The sequence below is a fragment of the Rhizobium sp. RSm-3 genome, assembly GCF_001854685.1.
Classification (GTDB): Bacteria; Pseudomonadota; Alphaproteobacteria; order Rhizobiales; family Rhizobiaceae; genus Rhizobium; species Rhizobium ecuadorense.
The window spans coordinates 41,434-54,356 of the sequence record NZ_MAWZ01000002.1; the positions used below are offsets into that span (position 1 = coordinate 41,434).

Below are 12,923 nucleotides of genomic sequence, written 5' to 3' on the forward strand. Positions count from 1 at the left end.
ACTTTTTCCAATTTCGGTGTGGAGGATGGAGACATGACAGCGGACTTGCGGGAGAAGGTGGCTTTGGTGGCGGGTGCCACGCGCGGCGCCGGCCGCGGCATTGCGGTGGAGCTCGGCGCTGCCGGCGCTACCGTCTATGTGACGGGGCGCACGACGCGCGCGCGTCAATCCGAATATGCCAGGCCGGAGACGATCGAAGAGACGGCCGAGCTGGTAACGGCGGCGGGCGGCAAGGGGATCGCCGTGCGGGTAGACCATCTCGTCGAGGCTGAGGTCGAGGCGCTGGTTGCCCGTATCCGGGCGGAGGCCGGCCGGCTCGATATTCTCGTCAACGACATCTGGGGCGGTGAAAAACTGTTCGAATGGGACAAGGCTGTCTGGGAGCATTCGTTGGACAAAGGCCTGCGCATGCTGCGGCTCGGTATCGACACGCATCTGATCACCGCCCATTACGCGCTGCCGCTGATGATCGAGCGGCGGGGCGGGTTGCTGGTCGAGGTGACCGACGGCACGGCCGACTACAATGCCACGCATTACCGGCTGTCGCCCTTCTACGACCTCGTCAAGACGGGCGTTACCCGCATGGCCTGGGCGCATGCGCAGGATCTGGGAAAACACTGTGCCATGGCGGTTTCGATCACGCCCGGCTGGCTGCGCTCCGAAATGATGCTGGATGCCTATGGCGTGCGTGAGGAGAACTGGCGCGAGGCGACCAAGGTGCAGCCGCATTTCGCCATTTCCGAAACGCCGCGCTTCGTCGGCCGCGCCGTAGCGGCGATTGCCGCCGATCCCGACCGCGCCCGCTGGAACGGTCAGTCGCTGTCGAGCGGCGGACTGGCCAGGCTCTATGGCTTCGACGACATCGACGGCTCGCGGCCGGATTGCTGGCGCTACATGGTGGAGGTGCAGGAGCCCGGCAAACCGGCGGATGTCACGGGCTACCGCTGAGGCTGCCTGTTACCGGGCCGCCGCCTCACGAAACGACACCAGCCGTTTTGTCTGCTCGTCCCACAGCACCAGTTTGACGCAGCGCAGGCTGTCCATCAGCGTGATGCGGCCGAGGTCGGCGAGTTCAGGATGGTCCCGTAGCACCTCCGGCAGCCGGTAATAGGGCACCCGGCTCGACAGATGGTGCACGTGGTGGATGCCGATATTGCCGGTGATCCAGCGCAACACCGGCGGCAGGTCGTAATGCGAGGCGCCGTGGAGGGCCGCATGCTGGAACTGCCATTCCGGCTTCTTCGACCAATGCGTTTCCTCGAACTGGTGCTGGACGTAGAACAGCCAGACGCCGGCGGCACCCGCAAGCAGCACGATCGGCAGGTGCACCAGCAGGAACGGGATGATCCCGACCGCCCAGATCAGCAGAGCGGCGGCGAGCGCGATGGCAAGATTGGTCGCCATTGTGGAGACCCAGGGCAGGGCGCCGGAGCGCATCATGCCGAAAGGCAGGCGCTGCTTGAAGATGAACAGCCAAGCCGGCCCGATCCCGAACATCACGGCCGGGTGCCGGTAGAGCCGGTAGCCGAGCCGGCCCCAGCGCGACAGCGCATTATATTCGGCGATTGTCAGCGTCTCGATGTCGCCAACGCCGCGTTCGTCCAGGTTTCCGGCCGAGGCGTGGTGTTCCGCATGCGCCCGGCGCCAATAGTCGTAAGGCGTCAGCGTCAGGATGCCGATTATGCGCCCAACCCAGTCGTCGAGGCGGCGACGCGCGAAAAACGAGCCGTGGCCGCAATCATGCTGGATCATGAACAGCCGCAGCAGGAAAGCGGCGGCGGGAATGACGAGGATCAGGCCGGGCCAGAAGCTGTAATGAACCGCGGCCCATGCGGCAGCCCAGAACAGCGCGAACGGGACGACCGTGACGGCAAGCTCGAAAGCGCTGCGTCCGGTCCGTGGCTGGCGATATCCGGCAAGGATCTTCAACCAGTGCTTTTCAGCGAAAGCCCCTTTATCAGCATCGGATCGCGCCGGGTTTTCATCCGGCTGGCCCGAAGCGGCAAACTGCATTTCCTCGCTCTCGTTGCGGCGCGCGGATTCGATCACAGAATGAAGCCGTGAAAAGCAGCGATGTTCGAAAGGCCGAAGGCCGAGCGAAGGAGGAAGGGCGGATGATCCAACGGGTGCATTCTTTCAAGAGAGGTCATGGTCGCAGCACTTCCCGTTTTTCTGAAAGCATGTCAATGGGTGATAGTGCCGCGCCGGAGCGCGGCGCGTCCGGCGGCATGCGCCAAAGACGCTCCACCGCTTCGAGGCTGCCACGATCCATTCCGAAAATCGATTCCGCGTTGAGGAATTATGCAGTCCTGCCGGCAGCGGGGGCGCAAGCCGTCCCCGCCACGCAGATGTGAGGCGCTACTTCTTCGGGGCGCTGCCGTGCGGCGCACTATTGGCCGCCGTCTTCATCTGGTTGGAGAATGTGCTGTCCGTCTTCGCCGCCTGCTTGTCCTTCTTCGGCTTGCGGACTTCGCGGTTGCTTCTCATTTGCCCTTTTGCCATGGATGAAATCTCCTCTCTCATTGCAATTGAAAGCTGCGGGCTGCGCCGCAATCACCCCCGCTTGTCGGTCGCGATCGAAGTTCGCGGGATCGTAGCGAAGGCAACCCGGCAGCGGCGGACCGCAGGGAATGGAATGAAAACGCTGGCTGAACCCGATGCCGGGGCTTTCGCCCGGAAAACAGCAGCGCCGGAAACCCGCGACAGCATGTTTCGGTCAATCATCAATGACATTCCTATGGCATGAAAATGAGACTCCATTAAGGCGCTGCCGCAAGAAAGCCATATTTCAGCACCCCAGCCTGTCCTTCAGCCAGGCTGGCTTCGATGAAGGAAAACCTTCATCTGCGGAAAGTCACCTCGCCATTCGGAACATGCCGGTATCAGCCGGCGGCGCGTCTTTCGCGCGGCAATCCCTGTATCGCATATCGATTGCAGATAGGGGTGATCGGTTTCGGCGGCGCCTTCGGCTTGCCGAAATGGTATTCGAGAGCCTTCGAGAGCATGGCCGGTGAGGTAACGCCCTCCTGGAACAGCCGGATCAGCAGTACGGCCGCCACGTTGAAGACGCGCTCATCGTCGGTCGGGATTCTGGCATCGTAGCCAGCCTCATCGAGCACGCCCTGCAGCATGTCGAGATCCGACGAGGTCAGGTGCGGCTTTGCGGAAGTGGAAGACATGGGCCCTCCTTTCGTCGGGGCGAGGGTATGAAACCCTCAGTCGGCAGCGCCCGTACAATGGCTGCCGAAGGCCGAGACCATGCTCCTTTCGCCGAGGCAAGGCAATGGGATTCTGATGCTAATATTCGTTTTTTCTTATGAATGGCCCGCACCGTTTCGGGGTGCGGGCCGCAAGCGTCATTCCGCCGCCTGATAGGCCGACGTCCGGGCGGCCGGTGTCCGCGGGCCGGCGGCTGCAAGCAGGGTGATCGCGATCGCAAGCAGCGCCACGAACGCGATGCCGGCGACATAAGGGTCCCAGCCGAAATGCGGTGCGGCACCGAACACCGCCGAGGCGGCTGCGAGCACGATGCCGCCGCCGATCTGGAAGGAAGCGAAGAGCAGTCCGGAGGCGAGCCCCGATTTGTCGTCCTCGACGTCGGAAAGGGCTGCGACCTGTACCGAAGGATAGGTCAATGCGTAACCGAGGCCGAGCGGGATCTGCGAGAACAGCACAAGCAGGATCGGGTCGACATGTCCGAGTGCGGTTACCCAGAAGATATAGCTGAAGGCCTGCAGGCCGACACCCGTTGCCATCAGGCCAGTGGCGCCGCGATTTTGCGCGAGGCTCGCAAAACGTGGCGCCAGAAACATCACGAAGACGCCGCCAAGCGCAAAGCAGAAGCCGGTGGTGAAGGCCGACCAGCCGATGACGTTCTGATAATAGAGCGTCGCCAGGAACTGGAAGCCGACATAGGCGCCCTGGAAGAGGGCGGCAATTGCATTGGCATGGCGGAGCTTCGCCCGGCGGAACATGCCGAGCGGCACCATCGGATCGGCGTGGCGTGCTTCGACCAGAAGAAAGAGGAGGATCAGCGCCAGCGACGCCGTGAGCGAGCTCCAGGTCGCAAAAGCCTGCCAGCCGGCGGCCGCGGCATTGGTGATGCCGAAGACGAAAAGCAGCAGCCCGGGGGTGATCGTCAGCGCGCCGGCCCAGTCGAAGATTGGTCGCGGCCCGGTCCTTTTCGGGTCGACCGGCAGCGCCAGCGGCGCAAGAAGGAGCGTCAGGATGGCGACCGGCGCGCCCATCACCAGCGTTGCCCGCCAGCTGAAGATCGTCGCGGCACCGCCGAGCACCATACCGAGCACGAAGCCGGTGGCGCCGGTGGAGGCGAAGACGCCGAGCGCTTTGGCCCGCGCCGCCCCCTCGCCGAAGACGGAGAGCAGCAGCGCAAGGGCGGCAGGCGCGGTGAAGGCGGCGGCGATGCCCTTGATCAAGCGGGCGGCGATCAGCGTCGGGCCGCTGCCGACGAAGCCGCCGGCGATGCTGGCGGCGGCAAAGATCGCCAGCGACCAGAGGAAGACGCGGCGGTGGCCGAAGACGTCGGCGACCCGGCCGCCGAGCAGCAAAAAGCCGCCATAGCCGAGCACATAGGCGCTGACGGCCCATTGCAGCGATGTCGCCTCCATGCCGAGTTCGGCCTGGATGGCGGGAAGCGCGACGCCGATGGTGGAGACGTCCATGGCGTCGAGAAAGTTGGCGGCGCAGAGCAGCAGTAATGCCAGCCCCGCTCCGCTTTTCGATTTGGAAAGTGTCATCGAAATCGTTCCTTCTTTGCTGCCGCCTCGTCGAGGGAGGGTGCGCGGACGGCAGGGAACGAGAAAATGTACAGCTTCCTGACCTATTGCAAATTGATAGTAGCCATGCCAGGTATTACTCACGATGATGAATGATGCCACGCTTCGCAAAATCGATCTGAACCTGCTGCTGGCCTTTTCGGTGCTGATGCAGGAGCGCAATGTCAGCCGCGCGGCCGAACGGCTGCTGCTTGGCCAGCCAGGCCTGTCCGCCGCTTTGCGACGTCTGCGCGAGGCGCTGGATGATGAATTGTTCGTGCGCGTCGGCCGCGGCCTGCAGCCGACGCCGCGCGCCCTTTCGATTGCACCGGCGATCGAGGATGCGCTGTCGGGCATCGAGCGCGCCATCCGCCCGCAGGCCGAATTCGATCCGGCGAGCTGGCAGGGCGAGTTCCGCATCGGCATGTGCGACAATCTCGAATCCGCTTTCTTCGGCCCGCTTGCCGCCCGCCTGCTCCAGCTTTCGCCCGGCGCCCGGCTGATCGGCATCGCTTCCGAAAAGCGCGATGCCGCCCGCCGGCTGGACGAAGGGGTCTTCGACTTCAGCGTTTCCGTGCATGATGAACCGGCCTCCTGGCATATCCGCGCGCCGCTGTTCAACCAGGCCTCGATCTGCATTTACGATGACGCTCAACTCAAGTTGAGGGCGCCATTGAGCCTTGAGGATTTCGCCAACGTCGCCCATCTCACCGTCTCGTTCGAGGGCAATGCCTCGACCAGTATCGACACCGCGCTGAGCCGCACCGGCCATGTCAGGCGTGTGGTGGCGACAGTGCCGCGCTTTTCCGCCCTGCCGACGGCGCTGCGGGCGATGCCCGCCATTTCAATCGTGCCGGAATCGATCGGCCGCTGCATGGCGCAATTGCATGGGCTGACGATCGCAGCGCCGCCGCTGTCGCTGCCGGCCGATCCGGTGACCATGCTCTATCGCCGGGTCGATCAGGCCGACGGCCGGGCACGCTGGTTCCGCGGTCTATTCCTCGACGTCGCCGGCGAGGCGCTCGTAGCCGCCGGCTGCCGCGTCTCGATATCGAGAGCGGCGGCGTAAAAAAGTTAGAGCCTGTTACAGCTCGCCTTTATGGAAATAGGCTTCGAGGCGGTAGCCGTCCGGATCGATGATGAAGGCGGCGTAATAGAACTGACCGTAATCCGGCCGGATGCCCGGTTCGCCATTATCCGTGCCGCCGGAGGCGACTGCCGCCGCATAAAAGGCATCGACGGCGGCTTCATCAGGCGCGACGAAGCAGAAATGCAGCCCGGATCGCAGATCGGCAAGAACGGGCTGCTCGACCTGCATCACCCAGAGCCCGACCCGTTCCGGGCCGTAACCGATCATGGTGTCGGAATTGGACAGGCGCTCATATCCGAGCGGCGCCAGCGCCGCATCGTAGAAACGGCGGGCTCGTTCCAGGTTTTTGACGCCAATGGAGACATGATCGAACATGGGCCGCAGAACTCCTTATCACCGCTCCCATCCTCAAGATGGCACGACGCCACCATTTTTCAACCGCCGTCCCAAGTCAACGAACGGGTCTGACGGCCCGGCAGCCCATTCATGTCAGGCGATCCAGTTCTGCTGGAGAAGTCGGTCAGCCGTCCAATCAGCCGATAGGAGTGACTGGCCCCACGTGGGCGGGACCAGCCGCGATCTCAGCCGTCGACGGCAGCCCATTTCGGAGCAATCCCGGTACCGCGACCCAGGCCGTAACCAAGGCGGATATTAAGCATTCCCAAGGGCTCGAGAAGGCGAGCGGCATCGAGCGAGCCGGTTTTCTCGACAGCAAAGCCGGCGTCCGTCACCAGCGCTGCGGAGGTTTCGACAGCATCGTCGTCTCCGGCCAGGAAGACCGGTATGGTGGCGGTGTGCTTCGGGGAGGCCGCAAACAGCTCGGCAAAGATCGTATTGAAGGCCTTCACGACCTTGGCGCCTTTGGCCCTGTGCTGGATTTCCTCGGCGGCCGACGTGTCGTGACCAAACAGCAGGCCGGAGAAATCGGGCTTCAGCGGATTGGTGATGTCGACGACGATTTTGCCCTGCAATGCCGCCGTTCCTGCAAATTCGAGAGCCGAAGCATAAGGCAGCGCCAGCACCAGAATATCGGCTTCCGCCACGGAGGCGATCGATGCGCCTGTGGCGCCGATCTCCTCGGCAAGCGACTTTGCCGCGGCCTCATTGCGCGACGCGAGGATGAGATCGCGCTTGCCTGCCAGGCGACGCGCCAAGCCGGCGCCCATGTTTCCAGTTCCGATAATAGCGGTTTTCATGTGGTCGGTTCCTTCATCGAGTTGAATGACTTGGATATAGCCGACCGCGATCCCATCATGAATGGCATTGAATGGCGGTATATAATTGCATAAAAGTATCGAATGACCGATCTCACCAATTTGAAGACTTTTGTCGCCGTCGCGACATCAGGTAGTTTCGCCAAAGCTGCCGCCAGACTCAACCTGTCGCCCGCCATGGTCGGCCGGCGCATTCAGGCTTTGGAAACAGACTATGGTGTGAAGCTGATCGAGCGCACCACGCGAACCCAGAGGCTGACCGAAATCGGCCTCAGATTTCTGGAGAGAGCGAGCAAGGTCATCGATGAGCTGGAGCAGTTGAACGACCTCGCCGGCCCAGCCAACCACGAAATATCCGGCCACCTCCGCATCAGCGGCCCGACGACGCTCGGCGTCAAGCGGCTGGCATCGTCCATTGCTCGCTTTGCCAATCAGCATCCCGCAGTCAGTCTGGAGCTCAATCTTACGGACCGGAACGTCGATCTGATCGCTGAGGGTTATGACCTTGCCGTTCGGGTGGCGCATCTGCGGCCATCGTCCTTGATCGCAAGAAGGATCGGCACCTATCGCTTCGTCTGCTGCGCCTCTCCCGGTTATCTCGGCAAGAACGGCGTGCCGACACATCCCGAGCAGTTGCAACAGCACCGCTGCATCCTAAGCCTCAACCTCGTCCCGCGCGATCAATGGCATTTCGAAGATCAGGATGGACGGGTGCTGGCGGCAAAGATCGACAGCAATATCGGTATCGACAATGGCGAAGCCATGCGCGTTGCCGCAGTTGAGGACGCCGGTATAGTCTATGCGCCGCTGGTCCTGGTAGAGGAAGACATCGCCGCCGGGCGGCTGACCGAGGTGCTCGCCGATTGGGAAAAGTACAGCCTGCCGATCCATGCCGTGCACCCGTCGCGGCAATTCGTGCCGCGCCGGGTGAAGGCCGCGATCGGCTGGATCGCCGGAGATCTCCGCCGGTAGAATTCGTCGAAGCAGCAGCGGCGAGTTACTGCAGCTGCGGCTTCTTGAGAAAGCTGTTGCGGTCGGCGGACTTGATGCGCAGCCAGGCCTCCCGGCCGTTCCTGAGAATCCGCATTGGGATCTCGGCGCCGGCCGGGCCGCTGCTCCAGACCTTGCGGTAGAAATCCGCCAGGCCGTCGACTTCTTCGTCGCGGATCTCCGAGATGATATCGCCCTGGCGCAGACCAGCCTGGGCGGCCGGACCGCCTTCGGCCACGCTCATCACCACCACGCCGCCATTGCTCTCGGCGGAGAATGCGCCGAGCCAGGGCCGCGGCGGCTTGTTGACCTGGCCGCGGTTCAGCAGATCGTCGAGGATCGGCGTCAAAAGGTCGATCGGCACGACCATATTGATATCGGCGACCTCGTCGCCCTGGCTCATTTGCAGGCGAAGCGAACCGATGCCCAGTAGCTTGCCGTCCGAACCGATCAGCGCCGCACCGCCCCATGAGGGATGGGCCGGCGCCGTGAAGATCGCCTCATCAAGCAGATATTCCCAATAGCCGGCGAATTCCTGCCGGGCGACGATATTAGCCTCGACGAATTCGCCGATGCCATCGGCAAGCACGACGGCATCGCCGGGTTTGGCGCTTGCCGCGTCGCCGAGATCCACTGCCGGCGCATTCAGAACCCCAAGCGCCTGCAGCAGGCCGAAACCGGTTTCCTGATCATAAGCAAGCGCATGCGCGGGAACGACGCGCCCGTCATGGGTGGTCAGCCAGACCTCTTCGGCCTCGGTAATGAGATAACCGATGGTCAGCACCAGCCCATTGTCGCGAATGACTACGCCGCTGCCCTCCCGGACAGTGCCCAGCGTCTCCGCTGTGAAGGCATCGTCCGGAATGGAAGAACGAACGGCCACGACTGACCGCAAGATCGGATCGATATTCATGCTTTCATCCCGATAGGCGCCGGCGCGAGAGGCGGAAAATCCGGCGCACTCTGTCTTGAATAGGTAAGAAGATGGGTGGGCGGCGGCAAGGCTGTGGCCGATGGAAATTCCAAGCCGCTGGAACCCAATGCGCAATGCATCCAATGGGCAATCAAATCGCATGGAAAAAGCCGCGCCATGCCATCCGCTGCCGGCACCCAATTTCCGGACAGGATATTTTGGGTGACAGCGTCATCGTGCAACAATATACAGTCAATCCCATCAAGACTCAGGCTGCACGGATTACGACATGAAAGACTGGCATCCCGATCTCGGGCGCAGCAGCAGCCCCCGTTATATGGCGATCGCCGATGTGATCGAAATGGATCTGCGCAGCGGCCACCTGGTGGCCGGCGACCGGCTGCCGCCGCAGCGCGAACTCGCCAAGCGGCTGAATGTCGATTTCACCACGGTAGCGAGAGGTTATGTCGAGGCGCAGAAGCGCGGACTTGTCGATTCGCATGTCGGCCGCGGCACCTTCGTCACCGGGCGCGCGGACGGGGAGCGCCAGGGTCTCGCGCTTGACGCCGCGCCCGATCCGCGCCGCGCATCCGTCGTCGATTTCTCGATGAACATGCCGCCGGAACCGGATGATCCGGAACTGCTTGCCCGCATGCGCGAGGGCATGGCGGCAGTAGCAGCAAACCTCATTCCGCTTCTGCGCTATCAGGGCTTCGGCGGTTCCGAGATCGACAAAGAGGCCGCCGCCGCTTGGCTCAGCCGTCGCGGGCTCGGGCCCTCGCAGGAGCGGATCTTCGTCACCCCCGGCGCCCATCCGGCCCTGCTGGCGATCTTCGGCCTGCTGGCAAAACCGGGCGAGACCGTGCTCTCGGAAATCATCACCTATCCCGGCATGCGTTCGGTCGCTGCCCAGTTGCGGCTCAATCTGACTGGCCTGGCAATGGACGAGGACGGTATCCTGCCGGACGCCTTTGCGAGAGCCTGCGAGCGGCTGAAGCCGAAGGCGCTCTATCTTAATCCGACGCTGCAGAACCCGACGACGCTGACCATCCCGGCCAGGCGCCGCGAGGAAATCGCAGCGGTTGCCCGCAAATATCACGTGCCGATCGTCGAAGACGATGCTTACGGCTTCATTCCGCAGCAGGGCCCGGCGCCGCTCGCGGCAATAGCCCCCGATCTCACCTGGCATATCGGCGGCCTGGCGAAATGCATCGGCGCCGGTCTGCGCCTTGCCTATGTCGTAGCGCCGGATAGCAAGGCCGTCTGGCCCTTCGTCAGCGCCATGCGCGCCAACAATGTCATGGCCTCGCCGCTGACCCTGGCGCTTGCCACCCGTTGGATCGAGGACGGCACTGCCGATGCGATCCTATGCTTCATCCGCACCGAGGCCGCCGCGCGTCAGCAGATGGTCGCCGCCATCCTGCCTGAAGGCAGCTACCGCGCCGATCCGATCAGTTTCAACATCTGGCTGCCGCTCGCCAACGGCTGGACCCGCTCCACCTTCGGCAGCCACATGCGCTCCGCCGGCATCGGCGTCGTGGCAAGTGATGCCTTCACGGTCGAGGGCGCAGCGCCCGAGGCCGTGCGGGTCTGCCTCGGCGGCCCGATCACCCGGGACAAACTGCAGGGCGCGCTGGAATTTATGGCCCATGCGCTTCAGGGTCCGCCGGAAATGGCGGCTTCGTTCTTCTGACCCGGCAACGCCGCCGCGAAGCCTTCAGGCAAGTTATAAGTCCTTCCAACCCTTCCATCATGTCTGCACGATCTGCGGTCGGCCGCCCTGCCGACATCTGCGGCATTCTGACGAGTTGACTGGCAATGTCCCAACAATGTATTTGCATTGAATGCATTCATTGTTGGGCATTGATTGGTTTTATGCCCGCGCAGAATAAGGTGTGATCATTATGGAGACCGAATATCCCCCGCTTCCTCCGCTGCAGACCGGCATCAGGGGGCGCTGCCCGCGCTGCGGCCAGGGCCATATGTTCAAGGGTTTCCTGACCTTGCAGCCGGAATGCGAGACCTGCGGCCTCGATTATTCCTTTGCCGATCCGGCCGACGGTCCGGCTTTTTTCGTCATTTGCTTTGCCTGCATACCGAGCGTGCTGCTCGGCGTTTGGCTGGAGGTGGCCTTTACGGCGCCGATCTGGGTGCAGCTTCTGGTCACCGGCCCCTTCATGCTCGCCACCTGCATTCCGCCGCTCAGGCCGCTGAAGGGCTGGCTGGTGGCCAGTCAATATTTCTACAAGGCGGAAGAGGGCAGGCTCGCCTGAGATCTGTTGAGCGTCGCGCGCAGGCGCGGCGACGCGAAATCGATGAGCGCCCGCAATTTCAACGGCACCATCCCCTGCGCGGGATAGACGAGATGCACCGGTGCCGGCGGCGGTTCGAAATCGACAAGCAGCGGCACCAGCTGCCCGGCCATCTCGGCGCGGGCGGCCTGGTAGGACAGTACCCGGGTGATGCCGAGGCCGGCGACCGCAGCATCGACCGCCGCCTCGGCGGTATTGACGGCAAGCCGTGAGCGGATCGGCACGGTGAGATCGCGTTTTCGCTCGGTGAATGTCCAGCTCAGCGTCGAGGCCAGGCTCTCGAAGGTGATGCAGTCATGTGCGGAAAGATCGCCCGGATGCCGAGGCGTGGCGTGCCGCGTCAGATAATCCGGGCTGGCATAGGCGGTGCGGCGGATCGCGCCGAGCCTGACGGCGATCAGGTTGCTGTCCGGCAGATTGCCGATCCTGAGCGCCACATCGATGTGATCCTCGACGAGGTTCGACAGCCGGTCGCCGAGCATCAGCCGCAGATTGATATCGGGATAGGCTTTGAGGAAATCCACCACCACGGGCAGGACATGCAGCCGCCCGAAGACGATCGGCGCGGTCATCGTCAACTCGCCCTTCGGCGCGCTGTATTCGCCGGCCGCCGCCCGTTCCGCCTCGTCCACCCGATCGAGAATTTCCCGCGCCGCCTCCACATAGGAGCGGCCGGCTTCGGTCAGCGTGACCTTGCGGTTGCTTCGCTGCAGCAACCGGGCGTTCAGATGCGTTTCCAGTTCGGAAACCTTGCGGCTGACAGTTGCCAGCGGCGAGCGCAGATGCCGGGAGGCGGCCGACAGGCTACCCTGTTCGACGACGGCAAGAAGCACGGTCATGGCGTCGAGGCGGTCCATTCTATCCTTCCGCAAATTGGGAATATGCCTTCCGGAATAGCATTCTACTGCAATCAGATGGAAGGCAATAAATTATGCGCAGGTGGTCAAGCGGCCATCATCAAGCCCGTCGTTCGGGAAGACCAAAGGAAACCATCATGAAACTCTACTATCACCCGCTTTCCGGTCATTCTCACCGGGTTCACCTGTTTCTGTCGCTGCTTGGCCTGCCCTATGAACTGGTCGAGGTCGACATGGCGGCAGGCGCCCACAAGGCGCCGGAGTTTCTGAAGCTCAATCCCTTTGGCCAGGTGCCGATGCTCGACGATGACGGCACGGTCATTGCCGATTCCTCTGCCATCCTCGTCTATCTCGCGCGCAAATATGGCCGTACCGATTGGCTGCCGGAAGGCGCTTTGGCCGCGGCACGGGTGCAGAAATGGCTGTCGGTTGCTGCGGGAGAGATCGCCTATGGGCCGTGCGCTGCCCGCTTGGTCACGGTTTTCAGTGCCGATTTCCGCGCAGACGAGGTAATCGCCCGGGCGCACCGCATTCTCGCGCTGATCGAGGCAGAGCTCTCCGGCCGCAGCTTCCTGCTCGGCGACGATCCGGTGATCGCCGACGTCGCGCTCTACAGCTACATCGCCAATGCGCCGGAGGGCAATGTCGATCTCTCGGCCTATCCAAACGTCCGCGCCTGGCTCGCGCGTATCGAGGCGCTGCCGGGTTTCGTCGGCTTTCGCAAGACGAAGATCGGCCTTGCCGCATGAGACATCGCCGGGACGGATCATCG

General features: G+C 63.1%; 15 protein-coding genes. 7 read left to right on the top strand and 8 right to left on the bottom strand.

Going from position 1 to position 12,923, the window contains the following annotated elements:
• Positions 1–33: 33 nt before the first annotated feature.
• Positions 34–948, top strand: coding sequence for an SDR family oxidoreductase (locus tag BBJ66_RS03440; RefSeq protein ID WP_071085060.1), 915 nt, complete (start codon positions 34–36; stop codon positions 946–948).
• Positions 949–957: 9 nt separating this feature from the next.
• Here BBJ66_RS03440 and BBJ66_RS03445 read toward each other — a convergent pair whose 3' ends face one another.
• Complete coding sequence (locus BBJ66_RS03445; protein WP_184345165.1) at positions 958–2,013, bottom strand: fatty acid desaturase; 1,056 nt, start codon at positions 2,011–2,013, stop codon at positions 958–960.
• 345 nt (positions 2,014–2,358) lie between these two features.
• Positions 2,359–2,502: a hypothetical protein gene (locus BBJ66_RS34845; protein WP_164896004.1), complete on the bottom strand. Its 144-nt coding sequence runs from the start codon at positions 2,500–2,502 to the stop codon at positions 2,359–2,361.
• Here BBJ66_RS34845 and BBJ66_RS34520 point away from each other — a divergent pair.
• Positions 2,501–2,746: a hypothetical protein gene (locus tag BBJ66_RS34520; protein ID WP_128146110.1), complete on the top strand. Its 246-nt coding sequence runs from the start codon at positions 2,501–2,503 to the stop codon at positions 2,744–2,746. The genes BBJ66_RS34845 and BBJ66_RS34520 overlap by 2 nt on opposite strands.
• Positions 2,747–2,882: 136 nt before the next feature.
• On the opposite strand, the gene BBJ66_RS03450 is transcribed toward BBJ66_RS34520, so the two are convergent.
• Both BBJ66_RS03450 and BBJ66_RS03455 read right to left on the bottom strand, forming a co-directional pair.
• Positions 2,883–3,179 (bottom strand): hypothetical protein, encoded by a 297-nt coding sequence (locus BBJ66_RS03450; protein ID WP_049734420.1) that lies wholly within the window; start codon positions 3,177–3,179, stop codon positions 2,883–2,885.
• Positions 3,180–3,356: 177 nt separating this feature from the next.
• Complete coding sequence (locus tag BBJ66_RS03455; protein ID WP_071085064.1) at positions 3,357–4,757, bottom strand: MFS transporter; 1,401 nt, start codon at positions 4,755–4,757, stop codon at positions 3,357–3,359.
• Positions 4,758–4,881: 124 nt separating this feature from the next.
• Between BBJ66_RS03455 and BBJ66_RS03460 the strand changes: the two genes are divergently transcribed.
• On the top strand, positions 4,882–5,844 hold the full coding sequence (locus BBJ66_RS03460) for a LysR family transcriptional regulator (protein ID WP_071085066.1): 963 nt from the start codon (positions 4,882–4,884) through the stop codon (positions 5,842–5,844).
• Between the two features lie 15 nt (positions 5,845–5,859).
• Here the strand turns inward: BBJ66_RS03460 and BBJ66_RS03465 are convergent, their stop codons facing one another.
• Together BBJ66_RS03465 and BBJ66_RS03470 are read right to left on the bottom strand one after the other, a co-directional pair.
• Positions 5,860–6,240, bottom strand: coding sequence for a VOC family protein (locus BBJ66_RS03465; protein ID WP_071085069.1), 381 nt, complete (start codon positions 6,238–6,240; stop codon positions 5,860–5,862).
• A gap of 206 nt (positions 6,241–6,446) precedes the next feature.
• Entirely contained in the window at positions 6,447–7,061 is a 615-nt protein-coding gene (locus BBJ66_RS03470) for an NADPH-dependent F420 reductase (RefSeq protein ID WP_071085071.1), read from the bottom strand.
• A gap of 102 nt (positions 7,062–7,163) precedes the next feature.
• On the opposite strand from BBJ66_RS03470, the gene BBJ66_RS03475 reads away from it, so the two are divergent.
• On the top strand, positions 7,164–8,051 hold the full coding sequence (locus tag BBJ66_RS03475) for a LysR family transcriptional regulator (RefSeq protein ID WP_071085074.1): 888 nt from the start codon (positions 7,164–7,166) through the stop codon (positions 8,049–8,051).
• Positions 8,052–8,076: 25 nt separating this feature from the next.
• On the opposite strand, the gene BBJ66_RS03480 is transcribed toward BBJ66_RS03475, so the two are convergent.
• Positions 8,077–8,982 (bottom strand): S1C family serine protease, encoded by a 906-nt coding sequence (locus BBJ66_RS03480; protein ID WP_071085076.1) that lies wholly within the window; start codon positions 8,980–8,982, stop codon positions 8,077–8,079.
• A 289-nt stretch (positions 8,983–9,271) separates the two neighbouring features.
• On the opposite strand from BBJ66_RS03480, the gene BBJ66_RS03485 reads away from it, so the two are divergent.
• Both BBJ66_RS03485 and BBJ66_RS03490 read left to right on the top strand, forming a co-directional pair.
• A complete protein-coding gene (locus BBJ66_RS03485; RefSeq protein ID WP_049734413.1) occupies positions 9,272–10,675 on the top strand; it encodes an aminotransferase-like domain-containing protein in 1,404 nt (467 codons plus the stop codon).
• A gap of 211 nt (positions 10,676–10,886) precedes the next feature.
• Complete coding sequence (locus BBJ66_RS03490) at positions 10,887–11,255, top strand: DUF983 domain-containing protein (RefSeq protein ID WP_071085078.1); 369 nt, start codon at positions 10,887–10,889, stop codon at positions 11,253–11,255.
• Here the strand turns inward: BBJ66_RS03490 and BBJ66_RS03495 are convergent.
• Complete coding sequence (locus BBJ66_RS03495) at positions 11,225–12,151, bottom strand: LysR family transcriptional regulator (RefSeq protein ID WP_049734411.1); 927 nt, start codon at positions 12,149–12,151, stop codon at positions 11,225–11,227. The two genes, BBJ66_RS03490 and BBJ66_RS03495, sit on opposite strands and share 31 nt — an antisense overlap.
• Before the next feature lie 137 nt (positions 12,152–12,288).
• Between BBJ66_RS03495 and BBJ66_RS03500 the strand changes: the two genes are divergently transcribed.
• Positions 12,289–12,900, top strand: coding sequence for a glutathione S-transferase family protein (locus BBJ66_RS03500; RefSeq protein ID WP_071085080.1), 612 nt, complete (start codon positions 12,289–12,291; stop codon positions 12,898–12,900).
• Positions 12,901–12,923: the final 23 nt, after the last annotated feature.